Origin of the sequence: Anabaena sp. CCY 9402-a (genome assembly GCF_963920945.1) — a bacterium.
In the GTDB taxonomy this organism is placed as follows: domain Bacteria; phylum Cyanobacteriota; class Cyanobacteriia; order Cyanobacteriales; family Nostocaceae; genus Trichormus; species Trichormus minutissimus.
The window spans coordinates 1-25,924 of the sequence record NZ_CAWUDL010000048.1; the positions used below are offsets into that span (position 1 = coordinate 1).

The following is a 25,924-nucleotide window of genomic DNA, read 5'->3' on the forward strand; positions in this document are numbered from 1 at the left end:
GGCTATTTGCATCGTCCTGAGTTGACAAAAGAGAAATTCATTTCCCACCCCTTCACTCATGAACCAGGCGCACGGTTGTATAAGACGGGAGATTTGGCACGTTATCAACCAGATGGCAATATTGAATACCTCGGACGGACAGATCACCAAGTAAAAGTACGAGGCTTTCGGATTGAGTTGGGAGAGATTGAGACAGCCGTCAATCAACATCCCGAAGTGCGGGAAACAGTTGTCATTACTAGAGAAGATATCCCTGGAGATAAGCGTTTAGTTGCTTATGTTGTGCCTAATTCCCAGGATAGCGATCGCACTGACTCCAGTCTAGCTAATGAATTTGCATCAGAACAACTTTCCCAATGGCAACAAGTATTTAACGATAGTTACAGTCAATCTGCAACTGACTCAGATCCCACCTTCAATATTATTGGCTGGAACGATAGCCGTACTGGGTTACTTATCCCCAAAGCTGAAATGCGGGAATGGGTGGAATCTACGGTAGATAGGATTCTTGGCTGGCGACCAAAACGGGTATTAGAGATTGGTTGTGGTACAGGGATGCTACTATTTAGGATTGCGCCCCAGTGTGATTGTTACTATGGGACGGATATTTCACCCCAGGCTTTGCGGTATGTACAGCAGCAAATTACCCAGATGGGGGGGGATTGGTCACAAGTTAAACTGGCGCAACGTTCCGCCGAGAATTTTCATGGAGTCGAACAAGGGGTTTTTGATGCGGTTGTTCTTAATTCCGTAGTCCAGTATTTCCCTAGCATTGATTATCTGATGCAAGTGCTAGAAAATGCCATCCAGGCGATCGCATCAGCAGGTTTCATTTTTATAGGCGATGTCCGCAGTTTACCTTTACTAGAAGCTTTCCACGCCTCGGTGCAGTTGGCGCAATCTCTCCCATCTCTTTCTACAGGAGAGTTACAGCAACGCATCCAACGCAATCTTAACCAAGACTCAGAACTCGTAATTGACCCCGCTTTTTTCACTGCACTACAGCAACGCTTCCCCCAAATTAGTCATGTGCAGATTCAAATCAAACGCGGTGAATATCATAATGAACTTACCCAGTTTCGTTATGATGTCACCTTACATCTAGGTAATGCAGTCACATCAAAAGTTGTTCCGCAATGGTTGGATTGGCAGCAAGATCAGTTAACATTACCTTTGCTGCAAGAGTTGCTAACCAAAGCAGATGCAGAGATTTTAGGTGTGAAAAACATCCCCAATGGGCGGTTAAAAACAGAGATGAAACTGCTAGATTTATTAGCAAGTCTTCCCGAAAACGCAACAGTTGGGGAACTACAGAGGGGATTGGGGACTGGGGACTCGTTGATTGATCCGGAAGAGTTTTGGCGTTGGGAAAAAGAATTATCATTACAGGTACACATCAGTTGGTCACAGATAAACAAGGGTAATTATGATGTGGTGTTTGTTAAAGGTAATCAGAATATTCTCCCGATTTTCGACCATTCACAGACAATTGAACCTTGGAGTAATTACGGTAATAACTTACTACAGGGACAACTAGCGCGTAAGTTAGTCCCACAACTGCGGAGTTTTCTGAAAAATAAACTTCCAGGCTACATGATACCTAACGCTTTCATGTTATTACCCGTCTTACCTTTAACTCCTAATGGTAAAGTTGACCGGGTGGCGTTACCTGTACCCAATCTAGAACTGAGTCGGACTGTGAGTTTTGTTCCTCCCCGTACCGCAGAGGAAGAAATCATCGCTGCAATTATTGCTGAGGTGTTGGGACTAGAAGAAATCGGCGTTTATGATAACTTCTTTGAGTTGGGGGGACATTCCCTGTTAGCGACTCAGGTAATTTCTCGCCTACAGGAAGCATTTCCCGTAGAGTTACCCCTGCGGTGTTTATTTGAAGCACCCAGCGTTGTTGAACTGGATCAATTTATTAGTAATCTTCGCCAAGGTGGAACAGGATTAACCGCAACTGCCATAACACCCATACCCAGAACAAGCGAACCCCTACCAATGTCATGGGCGCAACAGCGATTGTGGTTTCTCTACCAATTGGAAGGGGCGAGTTCCACTTACAATATGCCCAACGTTTTGCAAATTTCTGGGGAATTGCAAGTTGAAGCACTTAAACAAACACTCTCCGATATTGTCCAGCGTCACGAAATTTTAAGAACCAGTTTTCATTTAATCGATGGTAATCCTGTCCAGGTAATTAATACCGATGCTAGCTTAAGTTTAGAAGTTATCGACCTGCGAGAACTACCAAACAACCAACAACAAGCAGCCGTAGAAAAATTCGGCAACGAAGAAGGCCAAAAACCATTCGACCTCAACCAAGCACCTTTAGTCAGGGCGACACTATTACAATTAGATGCACATTCTCATGTGTTGCTTTTCACTCTGCATCACATTGTCGCTGATGGTTGGTCAATGGGGGTAATCATTCAAGAACTCTCGGCGATGTATCCGGCCTTAGCTGCGGGTAAACCCTCCCCATTACCAGATTTGAGCATCCAGTATGCTGACTTTGCCGTGTGGCAGAGACAATGGTTAACTGGCGAAGTATTAGAAACTAAGCTGAATTATTGGCAGCAACAACTAGCAGATGCACCCCCTGTATTAGAACTACCCACCGATAAACCCCGCCCGGCTGTGCAGACATTCAGAGGCGATCGCTTGGCTTTCCAGTTGAGAAAAGACTTAAGCGAACAACTCAACCTCCTTAGCCAACAAGCAGGGGCTACCTTATTTATGACCTTGCAAGCGGCGTTTGTGACTTTACTGCACCGCTACACTGGTCAGGATGATATTCTCGTCGGGACTCCCATCGCCAACCGTAACCGTAAAGAATTAGAGACATTAATTGGCTTTTTTGTCAATACATTGGTGCTGAGAAATAAAGTTGCAGATAATCCCCAATTTTCAGAATTATTGAATCAGGTAAAACAAGTAGCCTTAGATGGCTATGCTCATCAGGATGTACCCTTTGAGCAAATCGTAGAAGCTTTGCAGCCGGAACGCAAACTGAGTCATGCGCCTCTGTTTCAGGTGATGTTCATTTTACAGAACGCGCCGATGGGTAATTTAGAATTACCTGGCTTGAGTTTTGTACCATTGGCGAGTGAAAATGTCACAGCCAAGTTTGATTTAACCTTGTCAATTTGGGAGACAAAACAAGGGCTGGCGGGTTGGTGGGAATATAACAGTGACTTATTTGAACCAGAGACAATCAGCCGGATGATTGCCCATTTCCAAACCCTGCTGGCGGGGATTGTCGCTAATCCAGAGGAAAGAATTGCTCAGTTACCGTTGCTGAGTGAGGCGGAACAGCAACAATTATTAGGGGATGGGACAACTTACACCATAGAGGAATCTATCCCAGAATTATTTGCAACTCAGGTACAGCTTACGCCTGATGATGTGGCTGTGGTGTTTGGGGAAAAACAACTAACTTACGCTGAGTTAGATACTCGTGCAAATCAGTTGGCGCACTACTTACAGACTTTGGGTGTGCAGCCAGAAGTCGCGGTGGGTATTTGTATTGAACGTTCCCTAGATTTAGTCGTGGGTTTGTTGGCGATTCTCAAAGCTGGCGGTGCTTATGTTCCTCTCGACTCGACTTATCCAGGCGATCGCTTGGCTTATATGTTACAAGATTCCCAAGCGGCTGTATTACTAACAACATCAAACTTAGTAGAAATATTCCCAACACACACAGCGCAGGTAATTTGTTTAGATGCTATATCCTGGGATAATCTGCCAACACACATCCCTGTCAGTGGAGTACAACCAGATAACTTAGCTTATGTAATTTATACCTCTGGTTCTACGGGCAAACCCAAGGGTGTAGCTATGCCTCATAGTGCTTTAGTTAACCTCTTCCAGTGGCAAATTAATCATACTTCCATAGCTGCAAACGCTAAAACTCTACAATTTGCACCGGTGAGTTTTGATGTGTCCTGCCAAGAAATTTTTGCAACTTGGTGTGCTGGGGGAACATTGGTTTTATTACCAGAAGACACACGCAAAGATACTATTGCGTTATTCAATTTACTCTCAGAGCAAGGTGTAGAAAGATTATTCTTGCCCTTTGTCGCTTTGCAGCAATTAGCGGAAGTCTCAGCTAATGTCGAATCTTTGCCACCTTTACGGGAAATTATCACAGCCGGGGAACAGTTACAAGTGACACCCGCTTTAAAGAATTTCCTGCAACGGTTGGGAAATTGTACACTACATAATCAGTATGGCCCTTCAGAAACTCATGTGGTGACGGCGTTTACTCTAGGTGATGATGTGGACGAGTGGCCGATGTTACCACCGATTGGTCAGGCGATCGCTAATACTCAAACCCACATTTTAGATAAATATCTGCAACCAGTACCGATGGGAGTCAGGGGTGAATTATATATCGGTGGTGTGGGTGTAGCTAGAGGTTATCTCAACCGTCCAGAGTTGACTGCTGAGAAATTCATTACTCATAATCAGGCTAAATTATATAAAACAGGGGATTTAGCGCGTTATTTACCTGATGGTAATATTGAATATATTGGTCGTATTGACAATCAAGTGAAGGTGCGCGGCTTCCGCATTGAATTAGGTGAAGTTGAAGCGGCGTTGAATCATCATCCTTGCGTGAAACAGGCGATTGTGATTGTGCAAGGGGAAACTTCCACTGCAAAACGCCTCATAGCTTATGTCGTCTTCAACTCGGAACAACAAGCCACACCTTCAGAGTTGCGTCATTTTCTACAGCAACAGTTACCTGAATATATGATGCCGTCGGTGTTTGTGGCGTTAGATGCTTTACCTTTAACGCCTAGTGGTAAAGTTGATAGGCGATCGCTACCTTCAGCCAATGGAATCAATCCATCACAGTTAGCTGTAGCCCCCCGCGACTCTTTAGAATTGCAACTTACACAAATTTGGTCTGAAGTTTTAGGCGTTAAATGGGTAGGAATCCGCGATAACTTCTTTGAAATTGGCGGACATTCCCTGTTAGCAGTGCGTTTGATGGCGCAAATTCAACAAAAGCTGCATAAACAATTACCCCTAGCCTCCCTCTTCCAAAACCCCACCATTGAAGAATTAGCCAATCTGCTGCGTCAGTCAACAGATGCTTCTTTATGGTCAAGCTTAGTTCCCATTCAAACCAACGGCATCAATCCCCCTTTCTTCTGCATCCCCGGCGCAGGCGGAAATGTGCTGTATTTCTATGATTTAGCCCGTTGTTTGGGTGCAGAACAACCATTCTACGGTTTGCAAGCCCAAGGTTTAGACGGGGAATCAGAACCATTACACCGCATTGAAGAGATTGCAACTGAGTACATCAAAGCTATTCAAACCGTCCAACCCCAAGGGCCTTATTTATTAGGTGGTCATTCCTTTGGCGGCTTAGTAGCGTTTGAAATGGCGCAGCAGCTACAACAGCAAGGACACGAAATTGGACTGTTAGCAATTCTCGATACTATCGCACCAGTTCGTTCTGAGCGATCGCAGAAAATAGAATTAGATGATGCGATGTGGTTGATGCAAGTAGCCAAAGTCATGGAACGGTTATTTAATACAACCCTGCAACTTGACTACGAAACTTTACAGCCCTTGAGTGCAGAAACTCAGTTAGATTACCTACTAGAACAGTTGAAAATTGCGCAAATTTTGCCGACGGATGCTAGTAAAATTCAACTCAGAGGCTTTGTGCAAGTGTACAAAACCCATACGCAAGCCTTTAGTAATTACTTCCCGTCGTTGGTAAACAATATTGCTATTACTTTATTCCGTGCTGGTGAAGTTCATGAAGAAGAACAGGCGATCGTAGAATACGTTAATCGCCTCCAAGATTTAACATTAGGTTGGAATAATTTTTCAGATGAACCAGTAGATATCCATATTGTTCCCGGTACTCATTTAACCATGATGCAACCACCTCATGTTCAGGTACTAGCCGAACATTTACAAGCCTGCATTCGTGGTGCTATTTTCGATTGTAAGTAAGTAGAGACTTTAAATTGCAAAGTCTCTCTACCACCAGATTATTTGTAGAATGAGCAGACATCAGAACCCCGGTTTCTTCGATAAACCGGGGTTCTCTGCACTCACAAATGGTTTAGGATTGATATAATTTATACTTCCAATTCATAATTCATGGCCAAAGAAATCGAACGCAAATTTTTAGTCAAAGACGACAGTTGGAGACAACTAGCTGAAGGTAGTTTATATCGCCAAGGATATATCTCTAGCCAAGGTGCTACTGTACGCATCCGCATTGTCGGTAATCAAGGCTATCTCACAATTAAAGGAATGACTATCAACTATTCTCGTTCTGAATTTGAGTATCCCATTCCTTTAGCAGATGCTCAAGAAATGCTCGATACATTATGTGTTAGTCCTTTAATAGAAAAAACCAGATACAAAATAAATTTAGGTAGTTTAGTCTGGGAGGTAGATGACTTTGCCGGAGCTAATCAAGGATTGATATTAGCAGAAGTTGAACTCACTGATGAAGCACAACAGATTGAATTACCAGATTGGATTGGGGAAGAAGTTTCTGGCGATCCCAAGTATTACAACAGCTATTTAGTAAAACATCCTTTTTGTGAATGGGAATAAAAATTATCACTCCACCACCAATACGGTTCAGATCAGATAATTTGCCAAAATAATAACGTCTCTACCCACACATAACTAAAAGATTCAGATACCCGACTTCTTAAAGAAGTCGGGTATCTTAGGGACTTCCAACTAAAAAAATGTTCCATCTGTAGGGTGCGTCAGTGTGAGAAACCTTTGCTATTCCCAGATATTCTTTGTACTGACGCACGCTACGAACAGTCAATTTGGGATAATTTAATTTTTGGAAGTCCCTTATTTTGAAGTCGGGTATCTTATTTTTAAATACGCGAGTAACGTCTATTTAACCTTAGTAGTCTCAGCCAGCGTAACCACATCTGTGCAGGTTTTTCAAAAAAGGTAAAGATATCGCCAAAACCTAGATTTGTTTTTTGGTGATGTAACCAGTGTTTTTCAGGCGTGGTGATAAACAAAATTTGACACAAAAAATTGATGGGTTTTGGAGTTTGCCAGCCTAAAGCACTAATATGTCTCCACCACACATGAAATTGACCAAATAATAAGCCCAAAACAACGCCAATAGGAGAGAAAGACCATAAAATTACAGCTACTAATATATATGGTAAAGCTCCCAAAATGCCATCTAAAAGCACCTGAAGATTCAATGTCAAAATTGCGTAGTGACGAAAGTCTTTCTTCCATGAATGGTGTGTTTTCAGATGGAGGCTACCAAAAACGTGTTCAGGTACATGGTAAACAAATGTCGATAAAAAATCACCAAGAAACAATAACAACCAGGCAATAGCGATAGCCTCAAGCATTTTTATTCCTCAATTTCAGTAAAAAAACACCACAAAAAAAGACCTTGCTCAATGCAGATACTGAGCTTCACAAATGATTCAGAATTGCCATAGCTTAATTTGGCTCAATGTAAAAGTAACGGAGAAGGTTGCAGTTTTATGAATCTACAATCCTCAATGCAGAGAATAGTAACTTTTGTGAGCCTGTGATTTTACTTTTAGCTTTGCTCTGATGAAATTTGTACATCTAAAGAGTGATAGATTTGCCGTAATATATTGTTGTTACTCCCCAATCTTCTGACGAAGCGATACACTATAAGCAAAGAATGAGTTAAAAATAGTACAAATTTAGGTTAAGATTTTCTATGATATTCTTGAAGCTAGTATCAGTAAAATTTTTCTGTTGATTAACTAGATTTGCAACTATAACATCTACAAGATTCAGACTTATGATTGTATTTAATCAATACAAAGCCATAACTTTCGATTGCTATGGCACACTCATTGATTGGGAAACGGGAATATTAACAGCACTTAAACCACTTTTGACTAATCATAATCTCAATTTAAATGAGAATCTAATACTAGAATATTTTGCTGCATTTGAATCAGAATTAGAGCAGGGAGAATATATTAACTATCGAGAAGTTTTGAAGCGAGTAGTCCAAAAGTTTGGTAAAAAATTTGCTTTTATACCCACAGATACTGAAATAGATTCACTGGCTGATTCCATTGAGTATTGGCAACCTTTTGCTGATACAATTGCAGCGTTAAAATTGCTCAAACAGAGGTTTAAGTTAGTAATTATCTCAAATATAGATGATGATTTGTTTGCTTTCTCTGCCAATAAATTAGAAGTTAAATTTGATCAAATTATCACAGCACAGCAGATAAAAACCTATAAACCGTCTTTGAATAACTTCAGACAGGCAATTGAGAGAATCAACTTACCAAAAGAGCAAATATTACACGTTGCGGCTAGTGTGTATCATGATATTATTCCAGCCAAATCTTTAGGATTATCAACAGTCTGGGTGAATCGTAGAGCAGGTAAACAAGGTACTGGTGCTACTATTTCATCTATAGGTGAACCTGATTTAGAAGTCGCAGATTTGCAGAGTTTGGTTAGCTATTTGTCCTAATTTTGAGTTTTGAATTGTTAACGTGGTTTCTGCAAATATATAAAAAACTCCACCCACAAGGGGATGGAGTTTTCCTTCGCTTTCGATAAAAGATGATGGGTTGCACTACTATTTACCAACTTTCAGCAGAACCCTTTTTGTAAGGCTCACCCGTAAAAGGTTGTACGCCAGTATTAGGATAAGCATCATCAGTAGGGCCAAATATTCGCATTGCAGCTTCAGAAATATACTGAGTAATGCTAGCAATTATTCTGGAAATAGCCATAATATTTAGACTCCTTTTCGAGTCAATTTATCTTGGTTTTTCTACTCTAATGCTGATTATCTTATTTAGCTTGTGTTCTCAATATATTGATAAGATATGCAACACTTTGTCAGGTAGCTTTGCAATACTTCATCAGATCCAGAAGTTATTACTTTCTATGTCTATTCTAATCGGAAATTTCCAGTAAATACAAATGCTGTGATGGAAGTTAGTCCTCCGGATTGTTTGAGAAGTCAGGAATATTTGCTTTCACTTTATGTTTATATTTATTTACCTGAATATCAAGTTTTGATGAATTTAACCATTAAGAAAAGTTAATTAATAGTTTAAAATAGCATTGTAAGCCATGTAAACACGGCATTATCGTCATTAAAAACTTCTTACTTTTTATGCTTGACATTATTTATGGTAAATTCTACCATAATAAAAAGCACCATTCTTGTAAGGAAGCTCTGGTATGACACCTTTCCCTGTCTGGGATAGCCACCAGAAACCAAAATTAGATATCTCTGCGGCAGATTACAGCCTGCTGACTGACCTTTACCAGTTGACAATGACAGCTTGTTACACGGGTGAAGGTGTGGAACAACGGCGGGCTAGCTTTGAGTTATTCGTCAGGCGATCGCCAGAAGGTTTTGGCTATTTAATTGCGATGGGTTTGGCGCAAGCATTGGAATACTTAGAAAATCTGCGCTTTAGCTCTGAACAGATAGCGGCATTACAGGCAACAGGGATTTTTGCCCAAGCGAATCAACAATTTTGGTCATTACTGGCTGAGGGGCGATTTACTGGGGATGTGTGGGCAGTACCAGAAGGGACGGCTGTATTTGCCAACGAGCCATTTTTACGTGTAGAAGCCCCCCTATGGCAAGCGCAATTAGTCGAAACTTATCTATTAAATACACTCAATTACCAAACCCTGGTAGCTACTAGGGCGGCACGTCTGCGGGATGTCGCAGGTGAACAAGCTCGACTTTTGGAATTTGGCACAAGACGGGCATTTAGTCCCCAAGCCTCATTATGGGCAGCAAGGGCAGCTTTAGCAGGGGGTTTAGATGCTACCTCCAATGTGTTAGCCGCACTGCAACTGGGTGAACGGCCTAGTGGGACGATGGCTCACGCCTTGGTTATGGCATTGTCAGCAATGGAAGGCAGTGAAGAAGAAGCCTTTACAGCATTTCATCGTTATTTTCCCGGTGCGCCATTGTTGATTGATACTTACGATACCGTCGCGGCGGCACAAAACTTAGCAGAAAAAGTCAATGCCGGCAAGATGGAATTAACAGGGGTAAGGTTAGACTCTGGAGACTTGGTGACATTATCAAAACAAGTGCGATCGCTCCTACCAGGGGTGACAATTTTCGCTAGCGGTGACTTAGACGAGTGGGAAATTGCCAGACTTAAAGCCGCCGGCGCAGAAATTGATGGCTATGGACTAGGTACAAAATTAGTTACAGGTTCACCGGTAAACGGAGTTTATAAACTCGTAGAAATTGACGGTATCCCTGTGATGAAAAAGTCCAGTGGTAAAACTACCTATCCAGGACGCAAGCAAATTTTTCGGTCATTTACGGGAGATCAAGTCAAAGCCGACAGATTGGGATTAATGACAGACACTCCCCTGTCTACAGAAAAACCCTTATTGGAATTAGTAGTCAAAGAAGGTCAAAGACTGCAACTACCAGAAACCTTAGCCGCAATTCGCCAACGTACAGCCGCTTCGGTAGCAAGTCTACCAGAAAAAACTAGAGAACTAGAGCATCCTATTGCCTTACCCGTGGAAATTTCCCCCACGTTGGCAGAGTTGACGGAAAAAACAATAGAGGGTGTAAGGGTTTGACTGAGTGACTGTTGACTGATGACTCAATGACTAATAACTAAAACCATGCAAAAAATCGCTTTATTTGGTACTAGTGCCGATCCGCCAACAGCAGGACATCAAAAGATTCTGCGGTGGTTGTCTGAGCGTTATGATTGGGTAGCGGTGTGGGCTGCGGATAATCCTTTTAAATCTCATCAAACACTGTTAGCACATCGGGCGGCGATGCTGCGGTTGTTGATTACAGATATAGAAGCACCCAGGCAGAATATTGCTTTAGAACAGGAGTTAAGTAGCTTTAGAACCTTGGAAACATTGGATAAAGCGAAATCCCGTTGGGGTGAGGACACTGAATACACTTTAGTAATTGGTTCAGATTTATTGCATCAGCTACCGCGCTGGTATCGAGTTGAAGATTTATTACAGCAAGTGCAACTGTTGATTGTGCCACGACCGGGATATGAGATAGATGAGTCTAGCTTAGAAGCCGTGGAAGCAGTAGGAGGAAAAATTGCGATCGCCAGTTTAACTGGTTTAGATGTATCCTCTACAGCGTATCGTGAACACGGAAACACCGAAGCCCTTATTCCCCCTATTGCTGCTTATATTAATCAACAGCATTTGTACAAATGCCCGGACGCAACAACAAAAAAATTTCAACTTCGTTAAATCAACAACCTTTGGCCGATTTCAAAGTTGGTGTTGATAACGTAATTTTTTCTGTAGATACTGTGCAGAATCGCCTCTTAGTTCTCTTGGTAATGCGACAGCAAGAGCCATTTTTAAATCATTGGAGTCTTCCCGGTACTTTGGTACGTCAAGGAGAATCTCTAGAAGATGCAGCTTATCGCATTATGGCGGAGAAAATCAGAGTCAATAATCTTTATTTAGAACAGTTGTACACCTTTGGCGGGCCAGAACGTGACCCCAGGGAAGCAACTGGTAGTTATGGCGTGCGTTATTTATCAGTTAGTTATTTTGCTCTTGTCAGATTTGAAGAAGCCGAATTAATTGCTGACGGGGTAACTGGTATTGCTTGGTATCCAGTTAAGCAAGTGCCAAAATTAGCTTTTGACCATAATGAAATTTTGGCTTATGGTCATAGAAGATTACGCAACAAATTAGAGTACAGTCCAGTGGCTTTTGAAGTATTACCGGAAATGTTCACTTTGAATGATTTATATCAGTTATACACCACAGTTTTAGGGGATAATTTCGCTGATTATTCAAATTTTCGAGCGCGTTTACTCAAGCTAGGATTCTTATCTGATACACGCATCAAAGTATCACGCGGTGCAGGTCGTCCAGCCAGTTTATATAAATTTGATGCCGAAGCCTTTGCACCCTTCAAAGACAAACCTTTAGTGTTTATCTAATTCGTAATTATGAATTACTGCAACTAATAACTAAACTATGAAAATTGCGATCGCTCAACTTAATCCTATAATTGGTGACTTGTCTGGTAATGCTCAGAAAATTCTGGAGATGGCACAGCAGGCTGTGAAAACAGGAGCGCGGCTATTGTTAACACCAGAACTATCTTTATGTGGCTATCCACCGAGAGATTTATTATTAAATCCTAGTTTTGTGGAAGCTATGAGTATCACTTTACAGCAATTAGCTAGAGATTTACCTGCTAATTTAGCTGTATTAGTCGGGACTGTAGAACAAAATTATCAAGCCCATATCACAGGCGGTAAAACTTTATATAACAGCATTGCTTTATTAGAGAATGGCAAAGTCAAGCAATTTTTTCATAAGCGACTATTGCCAACTTATGACGTATTTGATGAAAATCGTTACTTTGAAGCAGGACTGCAAGCTAATTATTTCACCCTAGATAATATTGATATCGGCGTAACAATTTGCGAAGATTTATGGAACGATGAGGAATTTTGGGGGAAACGCAATTATGCAGCTAATCCCATTGCTGACTTATCAATTTTAGGTGTAGATTTAATTGTCAATTTATCGGCTTCACCCTACACAGTGGGTAAGCAACGCAGTCGAGAGGAAATGCTCAAACATAGTGCTGTGCGTTTCCATCAACCGATAATTTATACTAACCAAGTTGGCGGTAATGACGACTTAATTTTTGATGGTTGTAGCTTTGCGTTGAATCGTCAAGGTGAAGTCATGTGTCGCGCCAGTGGTTTTACTAGCGATTTATTAACAGTAGAATTTGATACAAAACAACGGGATTTAAAATTAGGTTCTGTTGTCCCAGCATACACCTCAGAAGACGAAGAAATTTGGCAAGCTTTAGTTTTGGGAGTGCGAGATTATGCCCAAAAATGCCGTTTTTCTAAAGTCCTCTTGGGTTTAAGCGGTGGGATAGATTCCTCAATAGTCGCAGCGATCGCCACCGCAGCCCTAGGTAAAGAAAATGTCCTCGGTGTACTGATGCCCTCTCCCTACAGTTCCGCACACTCCATCAGCGATGCTTTAGCATTGGCTAAGAATTTGGGGATACAAACCCAAACTATACCCATAGGCGAATTGATGCACAGTTTTGACAACAGCTTGGCTGATTTGTTCGCAGGGACAGAGTTTGGTATCGCTGAGGAAAATATCCAATCCCGGATTCGGGGTAACTTATTAATGGCGATCGCTAATAAATTTGGCTATCTCTTATTATCTACCGGCAATAAGTCAGAAATGGCAGTGGGTTACTGCACCCTCTACGGTGATATGAATGGCGGGTTAGCAGTAATTGCAGACGTTCCTAAAACCCGCGTCTACTCACTGTGTAATTGGCTAAACTACAACGGTGAAATCATTCCCCAAAACGTTATTACCAAAGCACCAAGCGCAGAACTTAAACCTGGACAAGTTGACCAAGACTCCCTACCACCCTACGAAATTTTAGACGATATTCTACAACGTCTAATTAATGAACACCAATCAGTAGCGCAAATCGTCGCCGCCGGTCATGATTCTACAGTCGTAGACAGAATCATCCAAATGCTAGCAAGGGCAGAATTTAAACGCCGACAAGCACCCCCAGGATTAAAAATCACTGATCGCGCCTTTGGTACAGGCTGGCGAATGCCTATTGCTAGTGACTGGAGTGCGATTAAAAACAATTATCCCGCTAAAACAGTGTCTACTTCTACCGTTTAAACGCAAAGTATCGCGGAGGTTCACGCAGAGTAACACAGAGTTTTTTTTGCTCTTCTCTGCGCCTCTGCGTGAGCTTTAAAAATATTCTTCAACACTACCCAAATCTTTAAATATTTTTATCTTCTAACTCTGGCTGTTCCTGCTTTTTCTCCTGGACAACCTGAGTAGAATAAATCTCAACATCGCGCTGAATAATATCTTCTATCTGACCCGCAAAGACATTAAAAGCCTCATCATGATTGGTATAGTTCCGATAAACCCCTGTTAATTGCGAAAACTGCCAAGCTTGAGTTTTGAGAGATTCAGATGTCCGCCGATAGTGCCGCCAACGTTCTCCATAGTGAAAAAACTCTTCAATAGCGGCACTCATTGCTACTACTTGACTAATGCCGAAAGTTGACCAAAATATAACCTCTTTAACTTTGACATTACCACTATTGAAACTAATTAAAGCTGGAAGAATCACCCCGCCAATAATAGTTGTGAGCCTTAAAAAATAGTAGCGATCGCGTGACTGATTTGCCTTCCCTTCCATCCACAGTAATTGATCTAACCAGCGCGATCGCAAAAAATGTTTCTGTACTTCTCCTAGTTTTAGACTATCAAATAATTGATTAAAATCTTGCTTTAAAAATTCTTGATAATTATCCTTTTTCTTAGCCATTTTTCATTTTGAGGTAGAAAGCACACTCTTAATTATTTCGGCTAAACTCTCAAATCCTGCTTCTGAGTCAAATAAATTAATGTAGTGTAATATACCAGATTTAGCTAATTCTATAGCTCTTATATCTGTCTCCTCTCCATGCAATGCACCTGCTAGTATATCTGCGGTTCTACCACTACCAGCCATCACAATTACTAACCTTTTAGCATTCACATTCTGTAAAGCATCCTCAAAAGTAATCTCACCACCATTTATAAGTATGGTTACGGAAGGTGAGCCATTAGCCAACATAGTTGCTAATTGAGCTAACCAAGGAGATTCATCACCCCAATTGCTACCCGGAACAAAAATAAAATGACTATGGTTCGGTTCTAGAGGAGTGGAATCAGCAGGCGGTTCTAAAGAATTAGGTAAAGCAACTTTACTTAGAGGTGCTACACCAATCAAAGCAAATTTAGCACCGATTTTAGTTCGCGCCTCACCCATCAAGCGCATCACTCCCGCATCACTACCCCCATCCACAACATAAGCACCCAAATTTTCTGCTATGGGTGCTAAAACTTCCATAAATAACCTTCGGATTTGCAAAAAATCTGCTTCACTCATCTTACTTGCGCCCCCCACGATGACTAAAGTAGGTCGCGCTACTTGTAACCCTATTTCCTCTAAAGCCTGGGGTAATTCCGTTAGTTGCTGCACCTGAGTAGCAGATGCTATTTGCCCATTATTAAAGCTAAGTTGCAAAAGTTTCTCCATCACTGTATTTTTGAGGGTTTGTAGTAAGGACTTTAGTCCTGATGTTTTTAAGCACTAAAGTGCTTACTACAAACTTTAATTGCTAACGAATCATTATTTTGGATGAGGTCGAGTTTTTATCTAAACTAAGACGCATTGGGATTGTGGATGCTGCTAAACTCATCTCTAGCTGCGTTCGGTTCACGGTGAAGGTTTAGCATTGAAGCAATTAGATATCAGCGCAGCCGGAGAAGATGGTGCGCGGCGTGGAAGTCTTTACTTTTCCCTTCTTTGGCAGAAATAAACAGTTATCTGAATCAACAGACAAGATAAAACGGGAATGATGGTGTGTTTTTCTAATTTAGAAGATATTTTTGTCAAAGTTACGGGACAACAATTAGATTAAATTTCATCCTCCTAACTGCTGCAACATCGCTTCTACTCTGGCTACCCCATCAGAGTCATTCCGCCGGCGATACAAGTCACGTGCTTTTTGCAATAAGTTGCTCGCTTGTTTGGTTTGGCGGCGTTGTTTATACATTGCAGCCATAAATTCATAGGTTTGAGCATTGTTCCTATCCAGCTTCATTGCTTCCTCAAATGCCCAGTTAGCTGCTGTGTAGTCTCCCATCCGTGATTGGGTGATACCTAATCCTATATAAGCGTTAATATTAGCTCTGTTGAGCTGTATGGCGCGGCGATACGCTTCTTTCGCGCCACGAGTATCGCCCATATTGCCTTTGATATAACCCACAGCATAGAGAAAATCACTATTGTTGGGGTCAATGGCGATCGCTCGACGGTATGATGCTAGTGCTGCCTGTAAATTTCCTTGTTGAGCATAGAGGTAGCCAATCCCAGAATGGATTTTAGCATTGCGATTGTCTAGTCCTGCGGCTCGTTGATAAATTGCGATCGCCCCATTATAATCACCAGCGTCTACTAGCCGCTTGCCTTCCTCCAACATTTGCTTTAATTCTGCTCTATTCGCTTGTACTACCAAGGTCTGAGCCTGAGCCATAGAGGGAATACTCACAGCACCAGATCCCAATAACAAAATCCCAACTATAAGTGATATGCGTTTGTACACAGTAAATTCCCCTAAATTATAGTGAACTTTTTTCTTGTTCATTAAAACAAAAATTTTACTTTTTGAAAACTGTATTTGTCTACCTTCATAAAATATTAATAATCAGTATATTCCCTAGCCGTGCATAATGCCAAAAATCCAGGGTTTATACTGAGTCAAGCTATCATTGAAAAGCGACTAAATATACCATACTAATTAATTAGGCTATTGGAATTTAGTTGTTTTTTAGAACCATTGTTTTATCTATTAAAAATTAAATTTTAAAAATCTGTAAGTCTTGCTGAAACAGTCTTAAGCCTCAATCACCTGATATCATAACACTTGCTCATTCCCTCATGATGTATCGAATCTCTCTATTTATTACTTCCAAATTTCTCATGCTTTATGAGATATTTTTTAGATAAAATTCAGCCAAATAGTGGAAAGTGATTAAGGACACAGTATGCTACTCTAAAAACACTGTTAGTAAGAATACATAAGGATGAGCCAATCAGCCATCTATGAGGATTAAGTTATGATTTTGACTACAACTGATGTAATTCAAGGCGGAGTAATTGACGCATATTTAGGTATTGTGACGGCGGAAGTTGTCTATGGTAGTAATTTCCTGCGGGATTTCTTAGCTGGCATTCGGGATGTAATTGGTGGACGTACAGGTAGCTACGAACGTCTATTTGAACAAGGACAAAAGAAAGCCATAGAAGAATTAGAACAACGCGCATTGCGTTTAGGTGCTAATGCTGTCATCGGTATCGAAATTGATACTGGTACTATTAATGTTGATCAGTCAGGGGTTTTGTTACTAATTACGGCTACAGGTACGGCGGTAAACTTACGTTAGTTAGCAGATGTAGAGACATAGTAATGCTACGTCTCTACTCGCAATTTTCACAAATCGAAGAGAATGACTATATCTCTTTGGTTATAGTTTGGGAATAATTTATGAGCAGAAGATTTTAGTTTGTATGATTAATTACTGGTATTTTAACCTTTATATTTTTGATTAAAAAGGCATAATGGCAAATTCTTGAAAAGCTAGATAATCTTAGAGAAAATAAATTTATAACATTCAACAAAAATATTTTAAAATAAAGATGAAAAGCAAAATTCAAGAATAAGTCACAAAATCAAAGTTTCTAAATATACATATTCCATATGACTCACGATAGAGAGAATAACTCTTTCTGCTGATAGATATTAAAATCGAAGATTCGCCATTTAATTTTAACGTAAGCATAAATATAACTAACCTAAGAGAACTTTGCTGAATAAATATAGCAAGGGAGAAAGTAGATTATGTCATACATAAATCGAGTAGGTGACGATGTTGTTCAGCCTGAACCTGCGGTGGTGGCTGGTAGACTAGGTGAGTATCATGACCGTGTGCGCTGGGGTCCAATAATTTCTGGTGTGTTAGTTGCTTTAGCTACACAGTTAATTTTGAGTTCCTTCTTTGCCGCTATTGGAGCAGGCACAATTGCCGGCTCAGGTGCGCCTAGAAGTATTACACCTGATGTTGCAGGTAATGTAGGGATTTGGTCAACTATTGCTTTGTTAATTTCCCTATTTGTTGGAGGTTGGGTGACAAGTCGCGCTTGTGGCCCCATGAACCGTAATACGGCTCTCCTCAACGGCGCAATTCTCTGGGCAACCACTTTAGCACTGAGTTCTTGGCTATTAGCAAGCGGTGTCTCCGGTGCTTTTGGCGTTGCTGCTTACAATGCTGGGGCGGTTATCAACCAAGTACAACAACCAGGAGGCGTTGTTATACCCCAGAACATACCTCAGTTAACTCCTGAACAAGCTCGTGATGTTGCTGCTGCTACTTCTAGGGCTTTATGGTGGTTTGTACTTGGTTCTTTGTTAGGTTTAGCTGCTGCTTTGATAGGTGCAACTGTTGGAGTTCGTAGCCCTCGAACCAGCGGCTACCATAATACTTAACAACGACAAACATCCAAAAAAATCAAAATATCATACTCGTTACTGGTTTGAACCTGGTAGCGAGTTTTTCTTAGATCAAAACTAGTACATGGTACTGCCAAATTTAAAATCATTTACCACTTCAAATAAGCAGTTTCTATTCCTTCCTCTCTGCGAATTTTACCGTCTTTTTCAAACCAATCGATTAATTGTTGTGTTGTTAAATCTTCCATAGCAACACTATACTCTTGAGCGATATGTTTTAAAAGTTTCAGTGAGGAAATTGTTAATCTTGCCAGAAATTTTTCGGGTGAAGATAAAAGGGCTGCATCTACTTTTGCTGATTCTTCTAACGTGAGGAATTGAGTTGATGATTGCTGTGGTGGGAAATCCATAACTTAAAATTAAATGTATATCAAAAGTTAGTTTTGGGTAATATTAGCCTCTAATTTGGTAAAACCCTTTACCAATTGGCTATAATTCATGACCTAAACTGAATATGATAAGCAATTTACCTGATTTTTATTTGCGGGCTTGGACTAGATAGCCGCAACGATGTTCGCCGTTGATTAGCCAATGGGTACGCTCAACTGTACAGTCTGGGAGAACAGCCGCAAACATTTCTAGTTCATGTCCGCAAACGCTAGGGAATGACTCAGCGACGTTAGAGATTGCACAATTATGTTCTATGAAGATAAACCGTTCCTCCTCTGTTGAATCAGGGGAATCTACAGGGTGATATTCCGCCATGAAACCTTCAGCTTTTCGTAGTGCGACTAAATTCGCTACCCGTTCTTGGAGTGAACCGTTACCGACGCGATCGCAATATTCTTGGGCTTTACGTTCCCACTGTTTTTGTAAAATTGACTTGAATTGCTCGTGTCCCATCGTTTCGGCTAAGGTGTCGAGGAGGGAAACGGCAAAATCACCGTGGCGATCGCTGGCTGATTTGTGTAGGCGATCGCGTCCTTGACGACTTAATTGATAAATGTGCTGTGGTCGCCCCATCCCAGCTTGTACAGTGGTTGAGTAGACAATTAACTCTTCCGCCTCCAAATCTTTGAGATGACGACGAATCGCTTGGGGGCTGACATCTAACATTTCTGCGAGATCAAAGGCCGTCGCCTGGGAGTTTTTTAGGAGATACTCTAGGATCTCTTGCTTAGTTGAGGACTGCTGAGTAGTCGCCATCTTAGTCCAAAAAATTTTTTGAGAAAATTTGACTTTGACAACATTGTTGTTGTTAATCTAGCGTACAATGTAAATACGTTAAACAACAACCATGTTGTTTTAGTCTATATTCTTATTGTAACAACCGTCTAACCACACGGTTAGACAAGATGGGAAGCGAGCCAACCCTAAGCCGTCTCCCATCCTTAAAGAGAACAAATTCCTGAACATAAGAGACCACTAGCGATGAGTGCTACTGTCAAAACCTTAGTCAACCAACCTTACAAGTACGGCTTTGTCACTGATATAGAAGCCGACACTATTCCGCGTGGACTAAACGAGGATGTTGTCCGCATAATCTCCGCCAAGAAGAATGAACCGGAGTTCATGCTGGAGTTTCGTCTCAGAGCTTACCGCCAGTGGCTAAAAATGACCGAGCCAACTTGGCCAAGCGTCACTTATCCACCTATCGACTATCAGAATATTATCTATTATTCTGCACCAAAAAAGCAGAAAGCCAAACTCAACAGCTTAGATGAGGTAGATCCTACCCTCTTAGAAACCTTCGAGAAGCTAGGCATTTCCCTATCTGAACAGAAACGTCTCGCCAACGTTGCAGTAGATGCGATTTTCGATAGCGTTTCCGTCGCCACCACCTTCAAGGAAAAACTCGCCGAAGATGGCGTAATCTTCTGCTCAATTTCCGAAGCACTGCAAGAACACCCAGAACTAATCAAAAAATATCTGGGTAGTGTTGTCCCCATTGCTGATAATTACTTCGCTGCCCTCAATGCGGCAGTTTTTAGTGATGGTTCTTTTGTCTATATTCCTAAAGGCGTAAAATGCCCAATGGAATTATCTACCTACTTCCGCATCAACTCCGGTGACACGGGACAATTTGAACGGACTTTGATTGTGGCTGAAGAAGGTAGCTACGTTTCCTACTTGGAAGGTTGCACCGCACCGATGTACGACAGCAACCAACTGCACGCGGCTGTAGTGGAACTCGTCGCCCTCGACAACGCCGAGATTAAATACTCCACCGTTCAAAACTGGTACGCCGGTGATGTTAACGGGAAAGGCGGGATTTACAACTTTGTCACCAAGCGCGGTTTGTGTCAAGGTGTGAACTCCAAAATTTCTTGGACACAAGTCGAAACTGGTTCAGCCATAACTTGGAAATATCCCAGCTGCGTATTAGTGGGTGATAACTCCGTTGGTGAATTCTACTCGGTGGCGTTGACAAATAATATGCAGCAAGCCGACACCGGTACGAAGATGATTCACATCGGGAAGAACACCCGCAGCACAATTATCTCTAAAGGAATCTCCGCAGGTAATTCTAGTAATAGTTACCGGGGTTTGGTGAAAGTTAATCCTAAAGCTGACGGGGCGCGTAACTATTCTCAGTGTGATTCGATGCTAATTGGGGATAATGCTCATGCTAATACTTTCCCTTATATTCAGGTACAGAATAACACTGGGAAGGTAGAACATGAAGCTTCTACTTCCAAAATTGGGGAAGATCAATTATTTTACTTCGCTCAACGGGGTATTTCACCCGAAGATGCGATTTCTATGATGATTAGCGGCTTCTGTAAGGATGTCTTTAATCAGCTACCTATGGAATTTGCGGTGGAAGCCGATAAGTTATTGAGCATGAAATTAGAAGGTAGCGTGGGTTAGTACCTTTGAATTTAAACGCAAAGGTACGCCAAGGTAAACGCAAAGGTACGCGGAGAGAGAAGAGAGAGAACATGATTATTGAAAATAGTGCAGTTATTTTGTCGGTGAAGGATTTGACGGCTGAGGTTGATGGTACGCCGATTCTCAAGGGTGTGAATTTGGAAGTTCGGGCTGGTGAGGTTCACGCCATTATGGGGCCGAATGGTTCTGGGAAGAGTACCTTTTCTAAGGTGTTGTCGGGACATCCGGCTTATGCTGTGACTGGTGGGGAGATAATTTTTCAAGGGCAAAATTTGCTGGAACTAGAACCGGAGGAACGGGCTAGGGCTGGGGTATTTTTGGCGTTTCAATATCCTTTGGAAATTCCCGGTGTGAGTAATTTGGATTTCTTGCGGGTGGCTTATAATTCTCGTCGCAAGGCTCAAGGTTTGGAAGAGTTAGATGCTTTCGATTTTGATGACTTGATTGAGGAAAAGTTAGATGTGGTGAAGATGAATCCCTCTTTCCTGAATCGCAGTCTGAATGAAGGGTTTTCTGGCGGGGAGAAAAAGCGCAACGAAATTTTGCAGATGGCTCTACTAGAACCGAAGTTGGCAATTTTGGATGAGACGGATTCTGGCTTAGATATTGATGCACTCAAAATTGTGGCTAATGGGGTAAATCAACTGGCTAACCCAGAAAATGCCACGATTCTGATTACTCACTATCAACGGTTACTGGACTATATTATCCCCGACTTCGTACACGTCATGGCACGGGGACAAATTATCACTAGTGGTGGTAAAGAATTAGCACTGGAATTAGAATCTCGCGGTTATGACTGGCTGTTGGAAGAAACTGCGGTTGAGGTGGCTGTGTAATGTCTAGTAAAGTTTCTCCTAGTTCTATCCCTAACTCGGAAGTGGTGAGTTTGACATCTACTCTGTTAGATAGAGACGCTAATTTAGTGGCGTTGTTAAATCAGGTGACAGCACCAGCTACCACAGGGTGGTTACAGGAATTGCGCGAACACGCTGCTAATTGGGTACGTCATGCAACTATTCCTACTACCCGTGAGGAAGAATGGCGGTTTACTGATTTGTCAGCGTTGCGTCAGGTGACGTTCAATCATGTAGAGCAAGCAACGTCTCCCGACATCACCGCGTTAACGTTACCGGAAGCAGGTAATAGTCGGTTGGTATTTGTGAATGGTGTTTACGCGCCGGAGTTATCAGCAGTTGCAGCGTTACCGACTGGTGTAGTTATAGGGAATTTATCTGCGTTACCTGTAACTGAGCAGGAGCGTGTACAAAAACATTTAGCCCAAGCTGAGGGAGCATTAGAAGTATTTACATCTCTCAATACGGCGGGAATATCTGATGTAGCAGTCGTATTGGTGGCAAAAAACGTAGTCGTTGATACACCCATTCATCTGTTATTTATTTCGGTTGCAGGTGAGACTGCGACTATTTCCCAACCCCGATGTTTGGTGGTGGCGGAAAGTGGTTCACAGGTAAATGTAATTGAAGAGTTTGTCGCGAACCCCCAAGGGGAAGAGCAAGTTTACCTCACCAATGCAGTTACGGAAATTGCGATCGCAGATAATGCCCATGTGAGCCACACTAGAATTGAGCAAGAAAGTAAACAGGCTTTTCATATTGGGAAGACTGCCGTTACTCAAGCTCGTTATAGCCGCTATACTTGTCACGCCATCTCATTGGGTGGGAAAATATCACGGCATAACTTAGAGATTTTGCAAACTGGCGAACAAACCGAAACCACCCTCAACGGTTTGACAATGATTGCAGGCAACCAATTAGGAGATACTCACAGTGCGATCGCACTCAATCATCCCTATGGTACAAGCAAGCAACTACATAAATGTATTGTAGGCGATCGCGCTCACGCAGTCTTCAACGGTAAGGTTTTTGTACCCAAACCAGCACAGCTAACCGATGCAGCCCAGTTAAACCGCAACTTGCTGCTATCATCGAAAGCCAGAGTTGATACCAAACCCCAACTAGAAATCACCGCCGACAACGTAAAATGCGCTCACGGTGCAACAGTCAGCCAGTTAGAAGATGATGAAATATTCTATCTGCAAAGTCGGGGTATTGATGCCAACGACGCGCGGAAGTTATTAGTTAACGCCTTCGCCACCGAAATCATCAACCAAATCCCCGTCTCCTCATTGCGAGACAGATTGTTAAACACAGTCACTAGTTTTAAGTCATTAGCCAATGACTGAATAACTTGTAATTCGTAATTGATAAGTAGTAAAAAAATTACGAATTACAAATTACAACTTAGGAATTACGAATTACCAATGACTTATACTTCTACCAAAACCCTGGCTGATAAAGTTCGTGCTGATTTCCCACTACTGCATCAAGAAATCAACGATAAACCTTTGGTTTATTTAGATAATGCGGCGACATCACAAAAACCGTTGTTCGTCTTAAATGCACTCAGGGATTACTACGAACAATATAACGCCAACGTGCATCGGGGAGCGCATACCCTCAGTGCTAAAGCCACCGATGCTTATGAAGGCGCACGGGATAAAATTGCTAAATTTATTAACGCCGCCTCCCGCCAAGAAATCGTCTACACCCGCAACGCCAGCGAAGCTATTAACCTCGTAGCTTATAGCTGGGGAATGAACAATTTAAAAGCTGGGGACGAAATTATTTTGTCGGTGATGGAACACCACAGTAATATTGTTCCTTGGCAATTTGTTGCTCAAAAAACAGGTGCAGTTCTCAAGTTTGTGGAATTAACACCAGAAGAAACCTTAGATTTGGAACAGTTTAAAGAACTGATTTCCGAGAAAACTAAATTAGTTTCTATAGTTCATGTTTCTAATACACTGGGTTGTATTAATCCAGTGGCAGAGATTGCAAAAATTACTCACAGATACGGTGCGAAATTCTTAGTTGATGCTTGTCAAAGTGTACCTCATATGCCTGTCGATGTTCAACAAATCGACTGTGATTGGTTGGTAGCATCTGGGCATAAAATGTGCGCGATGACTGGTATAGGTTTTTTGTATGGTAAGTTGGAATTACTAGAAGCAATGCCACCATTTTTTGGCGGTGGTGAGATGATTGCTGAAGTGTATTTAGACCATTCCACCTATGCAGAATTACCCCATAAATTTGAAGCGGGGACACCTGCAATTGGGGAAGCGATCGCCCTGGGTGCAGCCATAGATTATCTTACTAATATAGGTATGGATAAAATCCACGCCTACGAAGCAGAATTAACAGCTTATTTGTTCCAAGAATTAGCACAAATTCCTCAAATTAGAATCTACGGGCCAAAACCCGACGCAAACGGAGAAGGTAGAGCCGCCTTAGCAGCATTCACCGTTGAAGGTGTCCACGCTAACGACTTATCTACATTATTAGATCAAGAAGGTGTAGCCATCCGTTCTGGACACCACTGCACTCAACCTTTACACCGTCACATGGGTTTACCCGCCACCGCAAGAGTCAGTTTATCTTTCTACAACACCCGCGAGGAAATTGATGTATTCATCAAAGCACTCAAGGAAACCATTGACTTTTTTGCTGGTATTTTTGCTTAAAAATACCCTAATTGTAAATCACAGATACCCGACTTCTTGAAGCAGTCGGGTATTTTATTTCTCGCAACTAATTTACAGGAGTTGCTAAAATGTCATACAGTGACTTTACTTTAGACAAAGTTAGGAAAACTTTTGGTTTAACCATTGCCGATAAAGTAGATATCTTTGCATCTGTACCAGAAATAGATTGTCCCGAATTACTGGCAGAAGTATTAAAAGAAAATATACCATTAGCTCTTGCTAGTAATACAGAAAAATCTCGCTCTGAGATGATTATTGCACCAATTTTAATTGCGATTAGAAAATATTTAAATAATCAAATTAGCTTATTTTCTGGCATTGATTTTACTGTAGAATCAGCACAAGGGTTAAATGGAAATTGTGACTTTATTATTAGTCTTTCACCAGAATTATTAATTTTAAATGCACCAGTTGTCACGATTGTAGAAGCAAAAAAAGAAAATATCAATGCTGGCTTAGGTCAATGTGTAGCCGAGATGATAGCAGCAAAATTATTTAATGAACGTGAAGGTAATAATATTCAGACTATTTACGGTACTGTAACTACAGGTACTAACTGGAAATTTCTTAAACTTTATGAACAAGTGGTCGAAATTGACTTAAGTGAATATTATATTAATAATATAGGTAAAATCTTAGGAATTTTATCGCATATTTTGACAGAATAAGTATTTTCATATGCTCATACAGTCAACCCCTGCCGAACAAAGAACAGTCTTACATAACGTTAGCTGGGAAACCTTTGAAGCTTTGCTGAGAGACACAGGGGAGGATAGAGGCTCTAGGTTTGCCTATGACTGTGGCGTTTTAGAAATTATGACCCCACTTTTTGAACACGAAAATCCTAAAATTCAGTTTGACCGTTTAATATTTACTCTAGTTGAGGAATTAGACTTAGAAATAAAAAGTGCTGGCTCTACAACCTTAAAACTCCCATTAGCTAAACGAGGTATAGAACCAGATAACTGTTACTACATTCAAAATGAATTTAGGGTGAGAGGTAAAGAAAAATTAAATTTAGAAACAGATCCGCCGCCTGATTTAGCAATTGAAATTGATATTACTAGTAGTTCAGTGAATAAATTTAATATTTACTCAGCGTTAGGTATTGCTGAATTGTGGAGGTATGACGGGCAAAATTTAAAATTTTATCATTTGCTAGAAGGGCAATATATTGAGCATGAATTTAGTCTTGCCTTTCCTGTAGTTTCTGTAAATGATATCAGCAGATTTATTCAGCAAAGCAAAAGCATGGGTGAAATTGCTTTGCTCAAATCATTTCGTGTTTGGATGCGGGAACATATGAAATAATTAGTTTAATTATTATTTCAGTATTATTGATGTATTACTGAAATAAAGGTTT

The 25,924-nt window shown here is 41.3% G+C and carries 22 protein-coding genes; 15 read left to right on the top strand and 7 right to left on the bottom strand.

The features are described 5' to 3' along the window. Both ACM0OR_RS17790 and ACM0OR_RS17795 read left to right on the top strand, forming a co-directional pair. Positions 1–5,982 (top strand): amino acid adenylation domain-containing protein (locus tag ACM0OR_RS17790; RefSeq protein ID WP_414577783.1); only part of this gene is annotated, 5,982 nt, incomplete at its 5' end. A 150-nt stretch (positions 5,983–6,132) separates the two neighbouring features. Further along, the gene (locus ACM0OR_RS17795; protein WP_414577785.1) at positions 6,133–6,597 is read left to right on the top strand and encodes a CYTH domain-containing protein; all 465 of its coding nucleotides are present in this window, start codon (positions 6,133–6,135) and stop codon (positions 6,595–6,597) included. A gap of 281 nt (positions 6,598–6,878) precedes the next feature. Here the strand turns inward: ACM0OR_RS17795 and ACM0OR_RS17800 are convergent, their stop codons facing one another. After that, positions 6,879–7,379, bottom strand: a complete 501-nt coding sequence (locus tag ACM0OR_RS17800) for a sterol desaturase family protein (RefSeq protein ID WP_414577787.1) — start codon at positions 7,377–7,379, stop codon at positions 6,879–6,881. 428 nt (positions 7,380–7,807) lie between these two features. Here ACM0OR_RS17800 and ACM0OR_RS17805 point away from each other — a divergent pair, with 428 nt between their 5' ends. Beyond that, complete coding sequence (locus ACM0OR_RS17805) at positions 7,808–8,500, top strand: haloacid dehalogenase type II (protein ID WP_414577789.1); 693 nt, start codon at positions 7,808–7,810, stop codon at positions 8,498–8,500. A 112-nt stretch (positions 8,501–8,612) separates the two neighbouring features. On the opposite strand, the gene ACM0OR_RS17810 is transcribed toward ACM0OR_RS17805, so the two are convergent. Next, positions 8,613–8,765, bottom strand: a complete 153-nt coding sequence (locus tag ACM0OR_RS17810) for a hypothetical protein (protein WP_190708879.1) — start codon at positions 8,763–8,765, stop codon at positions 8,613–8,615. 457 nt (positions 8,766–9,222) lie between these two features. Between ACM0OR_RS17810 and ACM0OR_RS17815 the strand changes: the two genes are divergently transcribed. The 4 genes from ACM0OR_RS17815 to ACM0OR_RS17830 are packed head-to-tail and all read left to right on the top strand — an operon-like array spanning position 9,223 to position 13,707. Then, positions 9,223–10,605, top strand: a complete 1,383-nt coding sequence (locus tag ACM0OR_RS17815) for a nicotinate phosphoribosyltransferase (protein ID WP_414577791.1) — start codon at positions 9,223–9,225, stop codon at positions 10,603–10,605. Between the two features lie 45 nt (positions 10,606–10,650). Next, positions 10,651–11,253, top strand: a complete 603-nt coding sequence (locus ACM0OR_RS17820) for a nicotinate-nucleotide adenylyltransferase (RefSeq protein WP_414577793.1) — start codon at positions 10,651–10,653, stop codon at positions 11,251–11,253. Continuing rightward, positions 11,214–11,960, top strand: coding sequence for an NUDIX hydrolase (locus tag ACM0OR_RS17825; protein WP_190708885.1), 747 nt, complete (start codon positions 11,214–11,216; stop codon positions 11,958–11,960). Before ACM0OR_RS17820 ends, ACM0OR_RS17825 begins: the two co-directional genes overlap by 40 nt. A gap of 37 nt (positions 11,961–11,997) precedes the next feature. Then, the gene (locus tag ACM0OR_RS17830) at positions 11,998–13,707 is read left to right on the top strand and encodes an NAD+ synthase (protein ID WP_414577795.1); all 1,710 of its coding nucleotides are present in this window, start codon (positions 11,998–12,000) and stop codon (positions 13,705–13,707) included. A gap of 106 nt (positions 13,708–13,813) precedes the next feature. Here the strand turns inward: ACM0OR_RS17830 and ACM0OR_RS17835 are convergent, their stop codons facing one another. The 3 genes from ACM0OR_RS17835 to ACM0OR_RS17845 form a co-directional block, all read right to left on the bottom strand. Beyond that, the gene (locus ACM0OR_RS17835) at positions 13,814–14,371 is read right to left on the bottom strand and encodes a DUF4231 domain-containing protein (protein ID WP_414577797.1); all 558 of its coding nucleotides are present in this window, start codon (positions 14,369–14,371) and stop codon (positions 13,814–13,816) included. A 3-nt stretch (positions 14,372–14,374) separates the two neighbouring features. Then, the gene (locus tag ACM0OR_RS17840; RefSeq protein ID WP_414577799.1) at positions 14,375–15,127 is read right to left on the bottom strand and encodes a hypothetical protein; all 753 of its coding nucleotides are present in this window, start codon (positions 15,125–15,127) and stop codon (positions 14,375–14,377) included. A 388-nt stretch (positions 15,128–15,515) separates the two neighbouring features. Next, positions 15,516–16,196, bottom strand: a complete 681-nt coding sequence (locus ACM0OR_RS17845) for a tetratricopeptide repeat protein (protein ID WP_414577801.1) — start codon at positions 16,194–16,196, stop codon at positions 15,516–15,518. A gap of 514 nt (positions 16,197–16,710) precedes the next feature. Between ACM0OR_RS17845 and ACM0OR_RS17850 the strand changes: the two genes are divergently transcribed. After that, positions 16,711–17,037 carry a YbjQ family protein gene (locus tag ACM0OR_RS17850; protein WP_414577802.1) on the top strand — a complete coding sequence of 109 codons (327 nt, stop codon included), beginning with the start codon at positions 16,711–16,713 and terminating at the stop codon, positions 17,035–17,037. 455 nt (positions 17,038–17,492) lie between these two features. Continuing rightward, positions 17,493–18,137 carry a hypothetical protein gene (locus ACM0OR_RS17855; protein WP_323266102.1) on the top strand — a complete coding sequence of 215 codons (645 nt, stop codon included), beginning with the start codon at positions 17,493–17,495 and terminating at the stop codon, positions 18,135–18,137. A gap of 113 nt (positions 18,138–18,250) precedes the next feature. Here ACM0OR_RS17855 and ACM0OR_RS17860 read toward each other — a convergent pair whose 3' ends face one another. Beyond that, complete coding sequence (locus ACM0OR_RS17860) at positions 18,251–18,511, bottom strand: hypothetical protein (RefSeq protein WP_323266101.1); 261 nt, start codon at positions 18,509–18,511, stop codon at positions 18,251–18,253. Positions 18,512–18,638: 127 nt separating this feature from the next. Then, the gene (gene sufR, locus ACM0OR_RS17865; RefSeq protein WP_323266100.1) at positions 18,639–19,307 is read right to left on the bottom strand and encodes an iron-sulfur cluster biosynthesis transcriptional regulator SufR; all 669 of its coding nucleotides are present in this window, start codon (positions 19,305–19,307) and stop codon (positions 18,639–18,641) included. Between the two features lie 225 nt (positions 19,308–19,532). Between sufR and sufB the strand changes: the two genes are divergently transcribed. The 6 genes from sufB to ACM0OR_RS17895 all read left to right on the top strand — a co-directional run bounded on the left by sufB (position 19,533) and on the right by ACM0OR_RS17895 (position 25,872). After that, positions 19,533–20,972 carry a Fe-S cluster assembly protein SufB gene (sufB, locus tag ACM0OR_RS17870; RefSeq protein WP_323266099.1) on the top strand — a complete coding sequence of 480 codons (1,440 nt, stop codon included), beginning with the start codon at positions 19,533–19,535 and terminating at the stop codon, positions 20,970–20,972. 71 nt (positions 20,973–21,043) lie between these two features. Continuing rightward, positions 21,044–21,832, top strand: a complete 789-nt coding sequence (sufC, locus tag ACM0OR_RS17875; protein ID WP_414577830.1) for a Fe-S cluster assembly ATPase SufC — start codon at positions 21,044–21,046, stop codon at positions 21,830–21,832. Continuing rightward, positions 21,832–23,199 carry a Fe-S cluster assembly protein SufD gene (gene sufD, locus ACM0OR_RS17880; RefSeq protein ID WP_414577804.1) on the top strand — a complete coding sequence of 456 codons (1,368 nt, stop codon included), beginning with the start codon at positions 21,832–21,834 and terminating at the stop codon, positions 23,197–23,199. The genes sufC and sufD overlap by 1 nt, the downstream gene beginning before the upstream one ends. Before the next feature lie 78 nt (positions 23,200–23,277). Beyond that, positions 23,278–24,540: a cysteine desulfurase gene (locus tag ACM0OR_RS17885; RefSeq protein WP_414577805.1), complete on the top strand. Its 1,263-nt coding sequence runs from the start codon at positions 23,278–23,280 to the stop codon at positions 24,538–24,540. Between the two features lie 89 nt (positions 24,541–24,629). Then, on the top strand, positions 24,630–25,229 hold the full coding sequence (locus ACM0OR_RS17890; protein ID WP_190708911.1) for a hypothetical protein: 600 nt from the start codon (positions 24,630–24,632) through the stop codon (positions 25,227–25,229). A gap of 10 nt (positions 25,230–25,239) precedes the next feature. Further along, the gene (locus tag ACM0OR_RS17895) at positions 25,240–25,872 is read left to right on the top strand and encodes a Uma2 family endonuclease (RefSeq protein WP_414577807.1); all 633 of its coding nucleotides are present in this window, start codon (positions 25,240–25,242) and stop codon (positions 25,870–25,872) included. The last annotated feature ends 52 nt before the right edge of the window (positions 25,873–25,924 follow it).